The organism is Arthrobacter sp. MP_M4, assembly GCF_035984855.1.
Lineage (GTDB): Bacteria > Actinomycetota > Actinomycetes > Actinomycetales > Micrococcaceae > Arthrobacter.
Map to the genome: position 1 here is coordinate 64752 of NZ_JAXCHX010000008.1, position 18484 is coordinate 83235.

An 18484-nucleotide genomic window follows, 5' to 3' on the forward strand; every position below is an offset into this window, starting at 1 on the left:
GGGTGGTGCTACTTGCAGGTTGCCGTGTCGCCGATGCCGCGCAGGTACGAGCAGAACTCCTCGACGCCGCTGCCGGTGACGAGCTTGCCCTGCAACACCCGGGACTCTTCGACTTTCTCGCCGCTGGCCACGGCATGGCCGATTTTGGCGACTTCCTGGCCCAGGGCGAAGGGGGATTCGGCGTTCGTGGCGTACATCTCCCCGCTCTTCACGGCGGCCAGGGCATCGCCGATGCCGTCGTTGCCGACGATCTTGATGGTGGCCAGCAGGCCGCGGGACTTGACGGCGGCCACCGCTCCGAGCGCCATTTCGTCGTTGGCGCCGTAGATCCCGGTGATGCCCGGGTTCGCCTGGAGGATGTTGGTGGTGACATCCAGTGCCTTTCCGCGGTCGAAGTCCGCGGTCTGCACGGCCACCACCTCGACGCCGGGGCATTCCTTCATTCCGGCTTTGAAACCCTCGGACCGGTCCCGGGCAACGCTGGTGCCAAGCAGGCCCTGGAGTTCGGCCACCTTGCCGGCGCCGCCGACCGCTTCGCAGAGGGCCTTGGCACCGTTCTTGCCGGCCTGGACGGCGTCGTAGCCGATGAACGCTGCCAGCTTGCCCTGATCGGGTACGCGGTCAAACGCGACGACGGGAACGTTCGCCTGGTTGGCTTTGACGGTGATCGATCCGCCGGCTTCGCTCGACGTCGGGTCCAGCAGAAGCACGCCGGGCTTCTTTACCAGCGCGGTGGTGGCCTGGTTGAGCGAGGACGTGTCGTTGTTGTTGGCGTTCTGCACATCCAGGGCCACGCCCAGCTTGGCCGCCTGGTCCCTGGCGCCGTCCCCCACGGAGACGAAGAACGGGTTGTTCAGTGTGGAAATGACAAGGGTGGCTGATTTCTGCTGCGACCCCGCGCTCCCGTTGTCCGTGGAGCGCACTGCTGTGGTGACGCCGGCACCGACCAGCAAGAGGGCCACCACGGAGATCATGGCAACCTTCGGAAGGAGCGGCGCCGGGGCGCCGGGGCCGGCTGCAGTCGCCGTCGCGGGCGCTTCAGCCCTGGCCGGACCGGACCGGAAGACCCGCATCAGCACACCGGAGTTTCGGTCCACGAACACGGCCAGCAGGATCACGGCGCCCTTGACGACGCTCTGCAGGAACGGGGAGACGTTGAGCAGGTTGAGCCCGTTGTCGATCATTGCCAGCAGCACCGCGCCGACGAGGGTGCCCAGGAGGGCTCCGCGGCCGCCGGCAAGGCTGGTGCCGCCGATGATCACGGCGGCGATGGCGGCGAGTTCCAGGCCGGTGCCCGCGGTGGGCTGCGCCGTTCCGAGGCGGGCGGTGAGGATGAACCCGGCGGTGGCGGCGAGGACACCGGAGATCATAAAGGCCAGGATCTTGACCCGGTCCGTGCTGATGCCGGCGAGGCGGGCGGCGTCGGCGTTGTCACCGGTGGCGTAGAGTTCGCGGCCGAAGCGGGTGCGGGCCAGGATGTAGCCGAACAGCACGCCCAGGATCAGCATGATCCAGATGGGCGTGGGGATGCCGAGGAGGTTGCCCTGGCCCAGTGCCAGGAACGCTGCGTCCGTCACTTTGACGGGGTTGCCCTGGGAGAACTGCAGCGTGAGGCCGGCGAAGATGGACATGGTCGCCAGGGTGGCGATGAACGAGGGCATCTTGGCTTTGGTGACCAGTACACCGTTGATCAGGCCCGCCAGGGCGCCGACAGCGAGGCCCGCGGCGAGCCCGGCGACAACACCGTACTGGCTGATGACGCTCGCGGTGGTGATGGCGCTGAAGCCAAGGACCGCGCCGACGGACAGATCGATCTCGGCGAGGATAATCACGTAGGTCTGGCCTGCGGCGATCAGGGCGACGACCGCGGCCGTGAGCAGCACGTTGAGCATGTTGGACGGCTGCAGGAACAGGGGGGTGGCGAACACAAGCGCGATGGCCACGAAGGCCAGCATCCACACCGCGCGCAGCTGGTCGTTGAAGAGGGATATTTTTTTCATCGGGATACGGTCTCCATTGCGTGTTCCAGGACGGACTGCTGGGTCAGGGCGTCGGAGGACAGTTCAGCGTTGATGCTGCCCCCGCGCATGACCAGCACCCGGTCCGACATTTCGACAAGTTCGGGAAGGTCTGATGAGACAAGGACGACGGCGACGCCCTGGGCGGCGACGTCGTTGATGATGGAGTAGATCTCCGCCTTGGCACCGACATCGACGCCGCGGGTGGGTTCTTCCATCAGCAGGATCGCCGGATTGCCCAGCAGGCAGCGGGCCAGGAGGACCTTCTGCTGGTTACCGCCGGAAAGCGTCCCGACGGCGTCGTCAATGCTGTTGCATTTGACGCTGAGCCGGGTGGAAATTTCCTGACACCGGTCCCGTTCGCGTTTGAGTGCCACGATCCCGTTGCGGGTGATGGCCCCGAGGGTGGCCAGGGACTCGTTGTGCGAAATCGGCTGGGCGAGGGTGAGCCCCTCCGCCTGCCGGTCGGGGGTCAGGTAGGCAACGCCGGCGCTGATGGCATGCCGGGGGGACTTCAGGATGAGCGGTTTCCCGTCGATGCTGACGGTGCCCGCGGCGTCGTCCAGGCCAAAGAGGGCCCGAAGGACATCCCCCTTCCCACTGCCCATGACCCCGCCGATGCCGAGGACTTCGCCGGCGTGGACTTTGAAGGACACCCCGTTGACGCCGGCCGATTCGAGGCCCTGGACGTCGAGCCGCACCCGGTCCGTGGCGTGGTGTTCCTTGGGGTAGAAATTCTCCACTTCGCCGCCCACCATGGCCGCCACGACGGCGGCTTCGGTCAGCTCAGCGGCAGTGCCGGTCTTGGACACGCGGCCGTCGCGCATCACCACGATGCGGTCGGAGAGGGCGAAGACCTCCGGGAGCCGGTGGCTGATGTAGATAACGGCGACACCGGCGGCCTGGATCTTGCGGACCTGGGCAAACAGGAGTTCCGATTCCCGGTCGTCCAGGGCCGCCGTTGGCTCATCAAGGATGAGCAACTTGACCGAGTGGTTGAGGCAGCGGGCGAGCTGGACGAGCTGCTGCTGGCCGAAGCTGAGTTTCCCCACGGGCAGGCGGGTGTCGACCTCGATCCCCACCTGGCTCAGGAGCTCGGCGGCGCGGGCATGCATCTTGTCCTTGTTGACGAACATCCGGCCGAACTCGCCGGCACCGTCGTGGGCAAAGATGTTCGAGGCCACGTCCAACTGCGGGAACAGGTTGTTCTTCAGCTCCTGGTAGATGACCTGGACGCCGGACGCCATGGCATCCTGCGGGCCGCTGAACTTCCGCACCTCGCCGTCCAGGATGATCTGTCCGGAATCGGGCTGGTAGGCCCCGGCGATGATCCGGGTCAGGGTGGATTTTCCGGCGCCGTTTTCCCCAACGAGGGACACAATTTCGCCTGGTTCGATGCTGAGGTCCACACCGCGGAGCACGCGGTTGGGCCCGAAAGACTTGGTGATGCTGCTGAGGGTGACTGTCATGTCAGTACACCACTCCAGCCACAAGGATCACGTTGGCGTAGGGGGTGAATTCCCCGGACCGGACGGCGGCCCTGGAGTTTCTGGTCCGCTGTTTGAAGTCTGTGTGCGGGACGAGTTCCAGCGGAACGCCGCGGTCGCCGAGCCGTTCCTTGAGGGCCTCAAGGAGTTCAGGGCTGTGCTCGGCTATCTCCGACGCCGCGATGGCGCCTTCCACCTCGACTTCGGCCAGGACCACGTCCAGGCACTCAAGGAACCGCGGAACGTTGGCCGTCAGGGCGAGATCGATCCGTTCCACTCCGGCCGGGATTGGCAGGCCGGCGTCGGTCACGACGAGTTCGTCCGTGTGGCCCAGTTCTGAGATGACCCGGGCGAGGGCTGCATTGAGGGTACCGCTGTTTTTGCGCATAGTTGCTCCACTGCGTTGTAGAGGATGGGACTTCGGGGTGGTCTGGTTGCCCGCGGTCAGCGGGATGTGGCCGTCCGGGCGGCGAGGAACGAGTCGATGACGTCGCGCCGGGGCAGGCTCGGGCTGGCGCCGGCCACGGTGACCGCCAGGGCGCCGCCGGCCATGGCGCGACGCAGCGACTCATCCCAGTCCAGCCCTTCGGCCAGCGCGCTGCCCAGCACACCGGCAAAGGCATCGCCGGCGGCTGTGGTGTCCACCGCCGTGACACGGAAGGGTTCCTGCAGGGTCACGGCCGTGCTGTCCGCGGAAGTCCGTTCAACGATGACGGCGCCTGCCCCGGCCAGCGTGACGACGGCGCGCCGCACGCCGCGGTCGGTGAACCAGCGTCCGGCCGCGGTGGCGGATTCGCGGTCGGAAACCGCGATTCCAGTGATGAGGCGCGCTTCGGTCTCGTTGGGGGTGACGATGTCCACGTGGGGCCAGAAGTCCTCGTCCAGGGGCGCGGCCGGGGCCGGGGCGGGATCAAGAATCACGGTGATGCCGCGGGCCTTGCACGCACGTGCCGCTTCCAGCGCGGATTCGTGCGGGATTTCCAGCTGGATCAGGGCCACGTTGGCGGGACGCTGGGACTGGTTAAGGGCATCCCTGATGTGCCCGGGGCTCAGCCGGGAGTTGGCGAGCGGGATCATCACGATGTCGTTCTCCGCTGAGGCGTCCACCCGGATGTGGGCGATTCCGGTGGGTCCTTCCGTGCGCATCACGTGCGTGGTGTCGATGTGTTCCTCGGCCAGGGTCCCGAGGACCAGTTCGCTGAAGCCGTCGTTGCCCACGCTTCCGATCAGGGAGACCTGGCTCCCGGCGCGTGCCGCCGCCAGGGCCTGGTTGGCACCTTTGCCGCCGAGGACCATGGTGAAGGCGTTGCCGAGGACGGTTTCCCCCGGCTGCGGCAGCCGGTCGCTGAAACTGGTCAGATCGCAGGTGATGCTGCCGATCACCAGTACATTGCCGTTTCGGGGCACAGTTGTGGTCATGGGGTTCCTTAAGTGATGTGGTCAGTTGGAGGCAGGAGAGGCGCAGGACTGCCGGATGGTCAGGCTCACCGGCAGGATTTTGTGCTCCATGGGTGACTGGTTGGGGCTGCCGAAATGTTCAATCCGTTTAAGCAGGAGGTCCGCGGCCGCGTGGCCCTCCGCAATGGCGGGGCGTGAGATCACGGTGACGGGCGCGGGGAGCAGTTCCGCAAGGTCGAAGTCGTCAAAGCAAAGGAAGGAAAGCTGTCCGGGGATGGATACCCCTGCGGCGTGCAGGGAGAGCAGGGCACCCTGGGCCATGGTGTTGTTGCCAACGAACAGGGCCGTGATTCCGGCGGGCCGGCCGATCAGCTCCTGTCCGATCAGCTCCTGGGCGGCGCGGTGCCCGAAGTCACGGCTGAATTCGCCGATCTTGACGGCTTCTGCCGGGATCCGGATGCCGGCGTCGGCCAGGGCCTGTACGAAGACCTGGTGCCGGACCCGCCCCGGAACGGTGTCCTGGCGTCCGCTGATAATGCCGATCCTGCGGTGACCCAGGGAAAGGAGATAGTCTGCGGCGGCCTGGGCGCCGCTGGCGTTGTCCACATGGACCAGGTCGAAGCCCGGCTCTTCCCCCACGGTCCGGTCGATTAGCACTACCGGCTTGTTGAGGTCTGCCAGCATCCTGCGGGTGCGGTCGCCTTCCTCGGCCGGGACAATCGCGACGGCATCGACGGCGTCGATGAGGTTCCCCAGAACCTCCGATTCCGCGCTGAACTGCTCATCGCTGCTAGCCACGACGATGTGGAAACCCTGCGTCATGGCCCGTTCCTCGATGCCCCGGACCAGGGCGGCGAAGTAAGGGTTGGAGATGTCGGGAACAATCACGGCAATGCTGTGGTGCTTACCCAGGCGCAGGCCGCGGGCACTGGCGTTGGGCCGGTAGCCGAGATCATCGATGGCCCGCCGTATCGCCTCGGCGCTCCGGACGTTTTGCCCTGCCAGCATGCGCGAGACGCTGGCGATCGACACACCGGCACGTCTAGCCACGTCATGGATGTTTGCCACGGATGCCCTCTCCTTTGAGTCGGCCGGGTCGGCTGGTCCGGCCCATCCGGACCGGCATAAGGTGCCGGCTGTGAATCAACTCACGCCGGCATTTGAATACTGTAAACGTTTTCAGTTGGGATGACAAGGGCAGGTTCTCCACGCTGTTTCGGCCGCAAGGGCGATGCGGGCATCCTCTGGAGCGATGTCTGCGGCTGTCTTTGGCTCCTGAGAATGTCAGTCTCATGTGAGCCCGCTTGGGGCGGGAACGGCGGTCTGATCGGGACCCATTTCAGGGCGGATCCGGTGTTGCCCTGGTGAGGGGTTGGGGAGCCTCCACGATTTGTATTCCGGCGGGCAGTGGTGCCGGCTCTGAGATCTGGTTTCCCATATCATGGCGTTTTTGCGGCTGGCGTGGCGCAACTGAGGTGACTTTGAGCTGTCCCCGGTGGTGGACAGCGGAGAACAATCAGCTGATGGTGTCGAGGGTCGACCTGGCGTTAGTGGACTTCCGTTCGCCTGGTGTCCAAGGTGAAGTCATGACCTCCAACGGTTCTGTGCGGCGGGCGACGAACGCCGACGTTGCCCAGTTGCTTCTTGATTTCAACAGTGGGTCCTCGACGCCGGTCCCGGACAGCTGCGACCTGCGAGCGCGGTTGGCGGCGTTCCTGTGCTGGGGATGGCCGTCGCGTCGGGCGGCGGATAGCATGAATTTGTGATCCCCGGCAGCCTGCCGGGTGGTCTCCCAAGGCGGAAGCCATGGGTCTGGGTGACAAGATTCAGAATGCGGTAACAAAGCTGACCGGCAAGGCCAAAGAGGCCACCGGGAAGGCAAGCGGTGACAACCACCTCAAGAACGAAGGCAGGGGCGACCAGATCAAGGCGGACCTGAAGCAGGCTGCTGAAAAGGTAAGGGACGCCTTCAGGAAGCACTGATCCCGGCGACGGTGTTCAGCTACACGTCGATAACGTCGGTTTCCCGCGTGCTCCCGTCGGAGTGCATGGTCGGTGTTTCAGCGCGGTGGGTGCGCGTGGTGAGGTAGAGCCGGTGCGCTGTGATCACCAATGCCAGCCATGCAGCGCCGAGGGCCCAGGCGGCCAGGACATCGGTGAGCCAGTGGTGACCCAGGTACACGCGGCTCAGGCCGATGGTCGCGGCGAAGAGACCCGCGAGCAGTGCCGTGACTACCCTGGCCCGGGCAGATTGCAACCGGAGAATGATCAGGTAGGCGACGATGCCGGCAATGACAACCGAGTTCAGCGAATGGCCGCTGGGGAAGGACGCCGAGTACTCGTAAGGCGGAACTGCGTCGGTCAACTGGGGCCGGGTCCTGCCTATGAGTGACTTGCCCGCGATGGTCATCAGCAAGGAGCCGGCGGCGGCGATGACAATGAGGATGACCGGGGTCCAGGAGCGGCGTCGCAGGGCCAGCATGGTCATGACAGCCAGCGCCAGGATGGGCATGCCGATGGTCCCGCCCACGTCGGTGTACCCGGTAGCGATAAGGTCCAACGCAGGGGAGCGGACCGTCTTGGCCGCAGCCAGGACGGGATGGTCCAGGCCGGCGACTCCGTCGGCCTCGACAACGGCTTCGTAGACCTGCGCGAAGACCGCGGTGAGGGAGACGGCCAGGGCCGCACCAACCGCCAACGTCAGGATCAATGCCGCATGCGGGCCGAGAAGACGGCTGACATGCCCGACGACGAACGCCAAGAACCGGCCGAACCGGGTGTGCCAGCGCGTCAAGTCATTTCCGCCGATGAAGCGGTCCTGTCGGACTTCGCCTTGCACGCCTGCCTCGGGCGGTTGCTTATTTTCCTGCGTCACGCTCGGCGCCTCTCTTGCTACAGCTACGCGGATAATAAGTAAGCTTAGCATCTGCTGGTTGTCGCCAGATTGCTGCGGCCACCGAGAGGTCTCGCCTGTGGTTTCCGGGTGCGCTGCCGGCCGCCCTTCCGAGAAAGTAAGTAGGCTTGCTATTTGGCAGACCAGCCTGTAACTTCTTCGAGGTAGAGAAGTTGTTGTCACTGGTTTCTGAAGCGGGACCCTGATTGCACGACCGTTCTGGCCCCTCACATCACCCCCCACTAACCAGGAGACACCCATGGCTGCAAACACCACCCAGCACGTCCGAACTGACGCCGCGCAGAACGCTAACGACATCAAGATCTCCACCAGGACCCTTGAGTTTGCTGTGTACGTCGCCGCCGTGCTCGCCACGATCATTACGTCCGCTGTTGTCGGGGACGACGCACATGAAAACGGCGTGGACGTCTTCAACGCCCATGACGCCATGCAGCTCATTACCTGGCTCACCGTTGGTCTTATGGTGGCCCGCGGCCTGGCCAAGGCGGGCAACCGCAGCCACAACCACGCATAACCTCTGGAATGCGTCCGGCTGCGAGAGCGTCCGGACAAGCGGATCCTGGTGCGGCCCCCCGGAAGGGTGGCGGTGCCAGGATTTTTTGCTCGTAACGCGATATCGCGGGATTTGCAGAACCGGGAGCTGCCGGAAGCGGCTACGCCGTAGGAAGCAGCCCCCCATGAACCAGGAGAACACTATGGATTCTGTCCGGACTTTTGACAAGATTGTCATCATTTTCAACCCCAACAGCACCGGAGATGCGCCCAAGCTCGCGGAAGAGCTCCGTGATCGGCTGACTGAGCTTCTTACCTATCCGGTGGATCTCACGCTTCAACCGACCAGTCACGCCGGGCACGCCATCGACTTGGCCTGCGAGGCCGCCAACACAGGAGGTCACGTTCTGGTTGTGTCGGTCAGTGGCGATGGCGGCTACAACGAAGTGGTCAACGGCGTGAAGCAAAGCGATAACCCGAACGCTGTGTGTGCCGTCATGGCGGCAGGGAACGCGAACGACCATCGGCGGGCCGTCGGCACCAAGCCGCTCGAAGAGGCCATCGCCGAGGGCAACGTGCGCCACATCGATCTCTTGCGGATCCACGCAGGCGCAGGCGAAGACGCCCCGGCGTACGCGCACTCCTACATCGGATTTGGCCTGACTCCGGTAATGGGGCCCTTCGCAGATGAGCGTGGTTAGGGCGGTCTGAGGCTGGCGCCGCGGGGTCGGCCGTTGCCGCTGCGGCGTGGTGCGGTGGGAAAGAGGTCAGGGCCTCTTTGAATTGGTAGCGACCAAGCAACCAATATCCAAAAGAGACCCTGACATGACTAACTCTATGTCTTGTTCCGATGGCCGCTGGTGCACGCGCGCGGATGCGCTGCTCGGTGTCGAGGGCGTCCACGTCAGCTCCGTCACGGCAACCGGGGCCGGCCTGGTTCTGGGCGTCGAGACCGGGGAGGACGTCACCGGCTGCCCCGACTGCGGCGTCGTTGCGGTCGGGCACGGACGCCGGCAGGTCCGGCTCCACGACATCCCCTGTTTTGGGAGGCCGGTGCGGCTGCTCTGGGCCAAGCGTGTCTGGCGCTGCCCGGACCAGGGCTGCCCGAGAACGACGTTCACCGAGGAGCATCCGCTGGCCGGGCCCCGGGCGAAACTGACCGCCCGTGCCGTGAACTGGGCAACCGACGCACTCCAGCATTTCGACACCTCGGTATCGGCACTGGCCCACCAGCTCGGCGTCTCCTGGCACACCGTGTGGCACGGGATCAGGGCCGAGGCCGCGCGGCGGATCGCTGACACGGGCCGGCTGAAGGGGGTGAATGCGCTCGGCGTCGACGAACATGTCTGGGCCCACACCGGCCCTCCCGGCACGGGGATGGTCACCGGGATTGTGGATCACACCCGCGACGCGGACGGCTTTGTTCACGCCCGGCTGCTGGACCTCGTTCCGGGCCGGTCCGGGAAGGCCTACGCGGACTGGCTCAAAGACCGCGGCACCGGGTTCACCGCCGGGATCAAGACCGCCGCGCTGGATCCGTTCCGCGGCTACGCCAACGCGATCCGCGACGAGCTGCCCGAAGCCATCACCGTCCTGGATGCCTTCCACGTCGTGAAGCTGGGTTCGGCCATGCTCGATGAGGTCCGCCGCCGGGTCCAGCAAGACACTCTCGGGCACCGCGGCCGCAAGGGAGATCCGCTCTACGGGATCCGCCGGACCCTGCAGATCGGCGCCGAACACCTCACTGACAAGCAATCCGCACGGCTGGACGCGAAACTCACCGCCGGAGACCCCGACCACGAAGTCACCCTGGCCTGGCAGTGCTACCAGAAGCTCCGCAACATCTACCACACCCGCCCGGAGCGGGGCCGAGAACTCGTCAACGAAGTCATTGCTTCATTCCCGACCTGCCCGATCCCGGAAGTCGCCCGCCTCGGCCGGACACTCAAACAATGGAAGTCCGCGATCATCGCCTACTTCGACACGAACCGCGCCTCGAACGGCCCCACCGAAGCGATCAACGGCGTCATCGAAACCACCCGCAGAATCGCCCGCGGCTTCCGCAACTTCACCAACTACCGGCTCAGATGCCTACTCGCCGCCGGCGGCCACCGGCCCTACCGGGCGAAACAAATCAACCATGCTTAAATGCGAAGGGCCGGTAATGGCGATCGATATTGAAAAGGGCAGTAAAGGCGCGATCAAGGAAATGTTCTCCGTGATCCGGACCTTCGCGAAGTTCAAGCCGTTCGAAATACGCCAGACTGACGGTAAGCGCCGGAAGTTCGACAGCCTCGTTTTCGCGAACATCTCCGAGATGGCCAAATACGCCACCCTAAGCACGGCAGACAATGAACCTTCCGACGGGAAATTCGAAGTTATCCTCTTTCCGCACATGCCCAAGTGGCGGGTACTGCTGACGGCGCTGCGGGCCACCACCCGGGGGCTGGGCGACCAGCCAAGCGTGAGCAGCTACGAATTCACGACGCTCAAGCCCCTTCCCTACCAAATCGACGGCGAAGTGAAGTCCGTGGCCGCAAACACGTTGGTCAAGGTCGAATGCGACCGGGCAGCCCTGCCGATCCTCGGGTAGGGTCCACGCCGGCCGATACTGGCAGGACCGGACTCAGAGCAACGGCCGGAGCGGGACCAGTACTGCTTCGCTGAACCTGGCAAGCGAATGCCGGTCGCGCCATTCCTCCAGCGTCAGTACCCTGCAGTTCCCGCTGTCCACCGCGAAGATCTTCTGCATGTCCGAGGCGAAATTGTCGTCATGGATTTCGAGATTGATTTCATAGTTGCCGGTCAGACTCAGCCTGTCGATATTGGCGCTGCCCACGGTGGACCAGCTGCCGTCAATAGTCGCCGTCTTGGCGTGGATCATCGCGTTCCGGTAGAGCAGGACTGTCACTCCCGCCTCCAGCAGAGACCGGTAAAACCCGCGCGAGAGCCAGTCCGACAGGATGTGGTTTGAATCTTCGGGGAGGATCAGCCGGACGTCGACACCCCGGCTGCTGGCGGCGAGCAGCGCTTTGAGGATCTGCTGGTCCGGGATGAAGTACGCCATGGTGACAAAGATGTGGTCCCGGGCCCGGTTGATGGCGTCCAAATAGATGCCGCGGATCGGGTAGACGAGATCCGCCGGAATGTTGTTCACGGCACGGATCCGCGGCTCCCACCCGGCCGGCGTCGTGTGCGGAATCTCGGCCGGGGATCCCGCGGCGTGGTCGTTCCAGACGTTCACGAATGCCTGGCGGAGATCCCACACCGATGGACCCACGAGCCGGAGGTGGGTGTCCCGCCATTCCGTGGCGTACAGGGAACCGATGTTGTAGCCGCCCACGAAACCGATGTGGTCATCGACTACCAGGAGCTTGCGGTGGTCCAGCCCTGTGCCGCGAAGGGTTTGGAAGAGCATTGACGGGCGGACCACCGGGAATCGGTAGACGCGTATGTCCCGGTGGAACCGGAAGAAAGAGGATGGCACCACCAGGTTGGCAAACCCGTCATACATGATGGAGACCTCAACGCCGCGGGCGGCTGCCTCATTAAGCGCGTCCTTGAACCGGTGCCCGGTGTCGTCATCCTTCCAGATGAACGTTTCAATGAAGATCCGGTCTTCCGCCTCGTCAATGGCCTGGATCATGTCACGGTAGAGATCAGCCCCGTAGGTGTACGTCGTGACAGGAGTATCGGAGACCGTACTCTCAAAAGTTCCGGGGCGGGGAAACCCCGTGCGCCTGGTCCGGCGCCGTTTCTTGACCACGTCCAGAAGGACGAGCCCTGCGATCACCGCTCCCTGAACCGCCGCAAGTGTCAGTAATGAGCGGCCCACGGTCTTTCGGGCGATGGCCGCAACGGGCTCCGGGAGCAAATTAACCATCCACCAAGCTTAGTTTGCAGTCCGGGTGCCTCGGGCTGGGCTGTCAGCCCCAGAGGCTCTCAGCGTCCCGCCCCGGCAGCACCGTGCCCGTCGTCGGCGTCTCCCCGTGGCGCACCAGAAGAAGGAGCGTGCCCTGCTCCCTTGTGGGGCAGCGATGGTGCCCGTGGCGCTGCTGCAGTCATCAGCATCCAGCGTAATGTTCGGCGCCTCCCTGTGCCTTCACAGGCTCTGCCAGGGACCCCGGGCGGCTCCCTTCCTGTGTCCCAATCCGCGGGAATCTGAAGAAATTCCTCGATTCCCCGACGGGTAGAGGTCTACGGTAGGAGGGTGAATGACCGCCCCGATATCTTCACAGTTGGTGAACTGCGTGCCTCCGGCCACGTCCAGAAGGACCTGCGCCGCGAAATCCGCGACAACCTGCTCGCGGCGCTTGCCGCCGGCCGGGATCCCTGGCCAGGCATGTTCGGTTTCCGTCGCACCGTCCTGCCCCAGCTCGAGCGGGCGCTGCTCGCCGGGCACGACGTCGTCCTGCTCGGCGAACGGGGACAGGGCAAGACCCGGCTGCTGCGCACCCTCGCCGGGCTGCTGGACGAGTGGTCGCCGGTCATCGAGGACTCGGAACTGAACGAACACCCGTATGAGCCCCTCACCGAGCACTCCAAAGCCCGTGTCCTCACCGAGGGGGACCGCCTGCGGGTGGCGTGGCGCCACCGCTCGGAACGGTACGTCGAGAAACTCGCTACGCCGGACACCTCCGTCGCGGACCTGATCGGCGACGTCGACCCGATGCGGGTGGCCGAGGGCCGCCGCCTGGGCGACCCGGAAACCATCCACTACGGCCTGGTTCCGCGCTCCAACCGCGGCATCATCGCCATCAACGAACTGCCCGACCTCGCCGAGCGGATCCAGGTCTCCATGCTCAATGTCATGGAAGAGCGCGATATCCAGATCCGCGGCTACGTGCTGCGGCTGCCGCTCGACGTCCTGGTGGTCGCATCCGCGAACCCCGAGGACTACACCAACCGCGGACGGATCATCACGCCCCTGCGCGACCGCTTCGGCGCCGAGATCCGCACCCACTACCCGATCGAACTCGACGACGAGGTGGCCGTCATCCGCCAGGAGGGACAGCTGGTGGCCGGCGTCCCGCCCGTCATCCTCGAGATCCTGGCCCGCTACACCCGGGCGCTGCGGCAGTCCCCGGCGATCAACCAGACCTCCGGGGTATCCGCGCGGTTCGCCATCGCGGGCGCTGAAACCGTTGCCGCCGCGGCCCTGCGCCGGGCCAGCGTGCGCGGTGAAGACGAGGCCGTCGCCCGTATCATCGACCTGGCCGCCGCCGTGGAAGTACTCGCCGGGAAGATCGAATTCGAGTCCGGGGAGGAAGGACGGGAACAGGAGATCCTGGACCACCTGTTGCGCATGGCCACCGCAGAGGCCGTCCGCGCGCATTTCCACGGCATCGATATGGGTCCGCTCGTGGCCGCCCTCGACGGTCATTCCACGGTCACCACCGGTGAACTGGTCACCGCGCGGGAGTTCCTCGCCAACCTCCCGTCGCTCAACGGATCCCGTCTGTACGACGACATCGGTGAGCGCCTGGGTGCAAGCAATGACGGGCAGCGCGCGGCCGCCGTCGAACTGGCCCTGGAAGGTCTCTACCTCGCCCGCCGGATCTCCAAGGAATCCGACGACGAGGCGACGGTCTACGGCTAGTAGTTACAAGGGCTCAGGTCAGGAGGACCCATGGGCGTTCATAACCGGTCCCGGTATGGCCGGTACGCCGGCGGACCGGATCCGCTCGCCCCGCCGGTGGACTTGGCGGAGGCGCTGGACGCCGTCGCAGAGGACGTCATGGCCGGCTACTCGCCCCGGCATGCCCTGCAGGAGTTCCTGCGGCGCGGCAGCCGCAACCGGGAGGGCCTGGATGACCTCGCCGGCCGCGTCCAGCAGCGCCGCAACGAACTGCTGAGCCGCCACCGGCTGGACGGCACCTTGAACGAGGTCCAGAAGCTGCTGGACACGGCGGTGCTGGAGGAGCGCAAACAGCTGGTTCGCGACGTCCGGATGGACGACACCGACCGTGCGATCCGGGAGATGCAACTGCAGAACCTGCCCTCCTCCACGGCCGCAGCAGTGAACGAATTGGCCTCTTATGACTGGCAGTCCCGCACCGCCCGGGACGCCTACGAGCGGATCAAGGATCTGCTGGGCCGGGAAATCCTGGACCAGCGGTTCGCCGGCTTGAAGGAAGCACTGGAGAGCGCCACGGGGGAGGACCGCGCCGCCGTGGCCGGGATGCTGCGGGACCTCAACGAGCTTCTCAGCAAGCACCGGCGCGATGAGGACACGGACGCAGACTTCCAGGAGTTCATGGCCCGGCACGGCCAGTTCTTCCCGGAGAACCCGCAGTCCGTCGAGGAGCTCGTGGACGCGCTCGCCCGGCGCGCCGCCGCCGCCCAGCGGCTGCTGCAATCGATGTCCGCCGAGCAGCGCGAGGAGCTGATGCAGCTCTCCGCCCAGGCGTTCGGCTCGCCCGAGCTGATGGCGCAATTGGGCCAAATGGACGCCAACCTCCGGGCACTGCGCCCCGGCGAGGACTGGAACGGCTCTGAGCGCTTCGAGGGGGAGGAGGGGCTCGGGCTCGGTGACGGGACCGGCGTGCTCCAGGACCTCGCCGAACTGGACGGACTTGCCGAGCAGCTCTCCCAGTCCTACAACGGCTCCCGTCTGGACGATCTGGACCTGGACGCCCTCGCACGCCAGCTGGGACAGGATGCTGCCGTGTCCGCCCGTACCCTCGCGGAAATTGAGAAGGCCATGCAGGACGGCGGTTACCTCCGGCGCGGCGCCGACGGCGACCTCCGGCTCTCACCGCAGGCCATGCGCCGGCTCGGCAGGTCGCTGCTGCGCGACACCGCCAAACAGCTCTCCGGCCGGCAGGGGCGCCGGGACACCAGGGTTGCCGGGGCGGCCGGGGAGCAGACCGGCTCCAGCCGCCCGTGGGCGTTCGGCGACGCGGAACCGTGGGATGTCACCCGGACCATCACCAACGCCATCCGCCGGACCATTGCCGACGGCGGTGATCCGCGCCAGGGGCTGCGCCTGGCCATGGATGACATTGAGGTGACCGAGACGGAGGCACGCACGCAGGCCGCCGTCGTCCTGCTCGTGGACGTGTCCTTCTCGATGGCCGCCGAGGGACGCTGGGTGCCCATGAAACGCACTGCCCTCGCCGTCCACCACCTCGTCTCCACCCGGTTCCGCGGCGACCGGCTGCAGTTGATCACGTTCGGCCGGTACGCGCAGTCCATGGACATCGGCGAGCTCACGGCCCTTCCCACGCTGCGGGAGCAGGGCACCAACCTGCACCACGGGTTGCTGCTGGCCGGCCGGTTCTTCCGCCAGCACCCGTCCATGCAACCCGTCCTGCTCGTGGTGACCGACGGCGAACCCACCGCCCACCTGCTGGCCGACGGCGAGTCATGGTTCTCGTATCCGCCGGATCCGGAGACTATCCGGGTCACAGTCGCCGAACTGGACCGCCTGGGGCGGGCCGGGACGCAGGCCACGTTCTTCCGGCTTGGCGAAGACCCGGGCCTGGAACGGTTCATCCAGCGGATGGCCCGCCGCATCGACGGCCGGGTGGTGGCGCCGGAGGCCGGGGACCTGGGCGCAGCCGTGGTGGGGGAGTACCTCCGCGCCCACTTCCGCGGCCGCCCCTACGACGATGCCGACTGGGCGACCTAGACTGGCACGCCCCGGCACCCGGGTCCCGACGGCGAACTAGCCCGTGGGGCTCCCGGGCCGTGAACGGTCTACCGGGGCCTAAGCGGGGGTGATGCCTGCCGGCCCTTGCCGGCGCCCAGGCCCTCCAGCATTTCAGCCAACGCCTCGAGTGAGGACCGTCGGGGCATCCAGCCCAAGAGGTTACGCGCCCGCGTGGTGTCCATCACCGGTGCCCCTGCCGCCATGTCGATCCAGCCGCCGTCGGTCGCCTGCAGCCGCAGGCGCCAACTGATGTCGACAACACCGCGCAGCACTTGAAGCGGCAATCCCACCAGCCGGCGGACGTTCAATGCCCAGCCCAGGGCGTTCGGGTTGAGTACAGGTTCCGCCGCGATGTTGAACGCACCCTCGGCACGCCGCTGCACCACGCGCCAGTAGGCGTCCGCTACGTCATCGGCGTGTACTGCCTGGAAAATCAGCTCCTTCGGAAGGGGAAGCAAGGGCACCCACGGCTTGCGCGGGACGAGCCGCGGCAGGATCCGGCCCAGAAAGTAGCGGCCCACCTCACTGCCGGCGCCGGCGCTGAACGTCAAAGCGGGTCGGAGCCGCGCCACGACGATGCCGGGGTTTTCCTGGGCGAAGTCGTCCAGCAGCCGTTCCTGTGCCGCCTTGTCAACGCTGTAATGGGACCCCTTGATTCCGCCTGCCGGCCAATTCTCCGTGGTCCGCTGGTTCTTCGGGGCAGGAGAATAGGCGCCCACCGACGAAGCGCAGACGATTTGTCCCACTTCGGCCGCACGGGCCGCAGCGAGCACGTGGCCCGTCCCCGCCACGTTGGTCCGTCGCAAGAGCTCCCGGTCGTGGTTGGGCTGAATGAGCCAGGCCAAATGCACCACAGCGTCGGCGCCGGCGAAAGCTCCTGCCAGTGCGGTCTCGTCCTGCGGATCCCCGACGTCCAGGCTGTGCCACTCCACGTCCCGGTACGGTGCCTCGCTCTGATCGGGCGTCCGGCGGGCAACTCCCACGATCTGGAGATCAGCGCCTTCCGACCGGGCTTCCCGAAGCCGCTTCAGCAGCGCCGTACCTACGTGGCCGGTCGCTCCGGTGACAACAATGAGCATGGGCTTCTCCTCAGCGTGATGTGACGGATGTGCTGTGGCTGCACCTCGGGCTTCGCGGGTCGAGGCAGGCATGTCTTCGAGACCACCATAGCGTTTCGGGCGGCACTTGCACCCGGGTCTTGACCGCTTCTATTCCCGGGGACAGGATGAAAGCGGAATGAGCCGACGAAGGGAACCTGCCGTGAGTGAAACGCCAGAACAAGCCGAGCGCCGTCACTCCGACGCCCCGGCAGAGGGGGAGAGGGCCGCCGGCGGAGCGGGAGCGGGAGCGGACGAGCGAGCGCACAGCCAGGACCCGGCGGAGGGTGAAACGACAGAAGCCGACTCCGTCGAATCGGACGGGTCTTAATCCCTTGGTGGTGACGGCGTAACTGCGCCACGATCATCCTATGGACGCTGACACGCCGACGACCCCGGAGCTGAGCCTTCCCCAGGCTTTCCTCCTTCTCGCAACAAACGACAAAGACGGCAGACCGGAAGTGCCGCTGTTCGCACTCAGAACCACGCTCGCCGGAGCCATATTGGCGGAGCTGGACCTGATCGGTGCCATCGAGTTGCAGGGAAAACACGTCCGGGCAACCGGCGCAGCCCCGACGACGGATCTCCAGCACGAACTGGAGCTCATCCGAGGCAAATCCCGGCCCCACACACCCAAGCGCTGGGTTTCCATGCTGGAGGGCCGGGCCGAAGTGCAGCGCATCTATGAGGGGATGGCGTCCAAGGGCATCGTGGAACGCATCGGCGAGAAGCGCCTTGGCCTGTTCAGGTCCACCCGGTATCCGGAGAAGGACCACGGCCCGGAGGCTGCCCTCCTGGAGAAGGTCAGAGCGGCGCTCAGCGGCGCACCGCCCGAACCCGCGAAGGCTGACCCCGCACCACCTAAGCCCGCGGAGGCCGAGTCCAAAGCGGCCGACACCGGGAAACCGGAGTCGGATAAAGGCCCTGACGCCGCGAAACCCAAGGACGCCAGCTCCGCTTCCCAGACGCTCGATGACAGGACCGCCGCGCTGATAGCGCTGCTTCAGGCGGCCGGGCTGTTCGGCAAGCTCTTTCCCGCAGCGGACAGGGTTCGCGCAGACGAGATGGCAAAGGACTACTGGCCGGCACGCGCCGTGGAAGACGAACTCCGGCTGATCCGGCTGGCGCAGGAAGAAGCCGCGACGCTTTAAGGCTGACTGGCTGCCCCGCGGGAGCCGCCCAGACAGTGCCGTTCGACTGGCGTCACGGTTGCACCCGCTCCGGCAGAGTGAGAATTTCGGCGGCGTCGTCCGTGATGGCAATGGTGTGTTCGCTGTGTGCCGTCCGGCAGCCGGTGGTCCTGATGCATTGTTGACCCGATGCCATGACCGCCAAACCCGGTGTTGACCGGATATCCCGCTTCGCTGAGGACCGAGCCAATGCCGCGACGGCGACATCCACCCTGCAGGCCCAGGCCCGCTGAC

At 66.0% G+C, this 18484-nt stretch carries 17 protein-coding genes and 1 pseudogene; 9 read left to right on the forward strand and 9 right to left on the reverse strand.

What is annotated here, in order from left to right:
* Positions 1-8: 8 nt before the first annotated feature.
* Genes RCH15_RS08630 through RCH15_RS08650 form a run of 5 tightly spaced genes read right to left on the reverse strand, consistent with a single transcriptional unit; the run spans position 9 to position 5971 of the window.
* A complete protein-coding gene (locus tag RCH15_RS08630; protein ID WP_326960033.1) occupies positions 9-2000 on the reverse strand; it encodes an ABC transporter permease/substrate-binding protein in 1992 nt (663 codons plus the stop codon).
* Positions 1997-3487 (reverse strand): sugar ABC transporter ATP-binding protein, encoded by a 1491-nt coding sequence (locus RCH15_RS08635; RefSeq protein WP_326960035.1) that lies wholly within the window; start codon positions 3485-3487, stop codon positions 1997-1999. Before RCH15_RS08635 ends, RCH15_RS08630 begins: the two co-directional genes overlap by 4 nt.
* Position 3488: 1 nt before the next feature.
* Positions 3489-3893 (reverse strand): D-ribose pyranase, encoded by a 405-nt coding sequence (rbsD, locus tag RCH15_RS08640; protein ID WP_326960037.1) that lies wholly within the window; start codon positions 3891-3893, stop codon positions 3489-3491.
* Between the two features lie 56 nt (positions 3894-3949).
* The gene (locus tag RCH15_RS08645; RefSeq protein WP_326960039.1) at positions 3950-4924 is read right to left on the reverse strand and encodes a ribokinase; all 975 of its coding nucleotides are present in this window, start codon (positions 4922-4924) and stop codon (positions 3950-3952) included.
* Between the two features lie 21 nt (positions 4925-4945).
* Positions 4946-5971: a LacI family DNA-binding transcriptional regulator gene (locus tag RCH15_RS08650; protein ID WP_326960041.1), complete on the reverse strand. Its 1026-nt coding sequence runs from the start codon at positions 5969-5971 to the stop codon at positions 4946-4948.
* A gap of 738 nt (positions 5972-6709) precedes the next feature.
* Here RCH15_RS08650 and RCH15_RS08655 point away from each other — a divergent pair.
* Positions 6710-6886 carry a CsbD family protein gene (locus RCH15_RS08655; protein ID WP_326960043.1) on the forward strand — a complete coding sequence of 59 codons (177 nt, stop codon included), beginning with the start codon at positions 6710-6712 and terminating at the stop codon, positions 6884-6886.
* A 19-nt stretch (positions 6887-6905) separates the two neighbouring features.
* Here the strand turns inward: RCH15_RS08655 and RCH15_RS08660 are convergent, their stop codons facing one another.
* On the reverse strand, positions 6906-7778 hold the full coding sequence (locus RCH15_RS08660; protein ID WP_326960045.1) for a phosphatase PAP2 family protein: 873 nt from the start codon (positions 7776-7778) through the stop codon (positions 6906-6908).
* A gap of 277 nt (positions 7779-8055) precedes the next feature.
* On the opposite strand from RCH15_RS08660, the gene RCH15_RS08665 reads away from it, so the two are divergent.
* From RCH15_RS08665 to RCH15_RS08680, 4 genes are all read left to right on the forward strand, one after another.
* A complete protein-coding gene (locus tag RCH15_RS08665) occupies positions 8056-8331 on the forward strand; it encodes a hypothetical protein (protein ID WP_326960047.1) in 276 nt (91 codons plus the stop codon).
* Positions 8332-8494: 163 nt separating this feature from the next.
* A complete protein-coding gene (locus tag RCH15_RS08670; RefSeq protein ID WP_326960049.1) occupies positions 8495-9010 on the forward strand; it encodes an acylglycerol kinase family protein in 516 nt (171 codons plus the stop codon).
* Between the two features lie 124 nt (positions 9011-9134).
* Entirely contained in the window at positions 9135-10457 is a 1323-nt protein-coding gene (locus tag RCH15_RS08675; RefSeq protein WP_326960051.1) for an ISL3 family transposase, read from the forward strand.
* 16 nt (positions 10458-10473) lie between these two features.
* The gene (locus RCH15_RS08680; RefSeq protein WP_326960053.1) at positions 10474-10902 is read left to right on the forward strand and encodes a diacylglycerol/lipid kinase family protein; all 429 of its coding nucleotides are present in this window, start codon (positions 10474-10476) and stop codon (positions 10900-10902) included.
* Positions 10903-10935: 33 nt separating this feature from the next.
* Here RCH15_RS08680 and RCH15_RS08685 read toward each other — a convergent pair whose 3' ends face one another.
* The gene (locus tag RCH15_RS08685) at positions 10936-12192 is read right to left on the reverse strand and encodes a phospholipase D-like domain-containing protein (protein WP_326960055.1); all 1257 of its coding nucleotides are present in this window, start codon (positions 12190-12192) and stop codon (positions 10936-10938) included.
* A 327-nt stretch (positions 12193-12519) separates the two neighbouring features.
* Here RCH15_RS08685 and RCH15_RS08690 point away from each other — a divergent pair, with 327 nt between their 5' ends.
* Together RCH15_RS08690 and RCH15_RS08695 are read left to right on the forward strand one after the other, a co-directional pair.
* Entirely contained in the window at positions 12520-13908 is a 1389-nt protein-coding gene (locus RCH15_RS08690) for a sigma 54-interacting transcriptional regulator (RefSeq protein WP_326960057.1), read from the forward strand.
* Between the two features lie 30 nt (positions 13909-13938).
* Positions 13939-15942 (forward strand): vWA domain-containing protein, encoded by a 2004-nt coding sequence (locus RCH15_RS08695; RefSeq protein WP_326960059.1) that lies wholly within the window; start codon positions 13939-13941, stop codon positions 15940-15942.
* Positions 15943-16010: 68 nt separating this feature from the next.
* Here the strand turns inward: RCH15_RS08695 and RCH15_RS08700 are convergent, their stop codons facing one another.
* The gene (locus RCH15_RS08700) at positions 16011-17042 is read right to left on the reverse strand and encodes an NAD-dependent epimerase/dehydratase family protein (RefSeq protein WP_326960061.1); all 1032 of its coding nucleotides are present in this window, start codon (positions 17040-17042) and stop codon (positions 16011-16013) included.
* Between the two features lie 181 nt (positions 17043-17223).
* On the opposite strand from RCH15_RS08700, the gene RCH15_RS08705 reads away from it, so the two are divergent.
* Together RCH15_RS08705 and RCH15_RS08710 are read left to right on the forward strand one after the other, a co-directional pair.
* Positions 17224-17391, forward strand: coding sequence for a hypothetical protein (locus RCH15_RS08705; RefSeq protein ID WP_326960063.1), 168 nt, complete (start codon positions 17224-17226; stop codon positions 17389-17391).
* Between the two features lie 40 nt (positions 17392-17431).
* The gene (locus RCH15_RS08710; protein ID WP_326960065.1) at positions 17432-18211 is read left to right on the forward strand and encodes a GOLPH3/VPS74 family protein; all 780 of its coding nucleotides are present in this window, start codon (positions 17432-17434) and stop codon (positions 18209-18211) included.
* Positions 18212-18263: 52 nt separating this feature from the next.
* On the opposite strand, the pseudogene RCH15_RS08715 reads toward RCH15_RS08710, so the two are convergent.
* Positions 18264-18483: pseudogene (locus RCH15_RS08715) on the reverse strand (type I methionyl aminopeptidase); the annotation flags it as partial.
* Position 18484 lies beyond the last annotated feature (1 nt).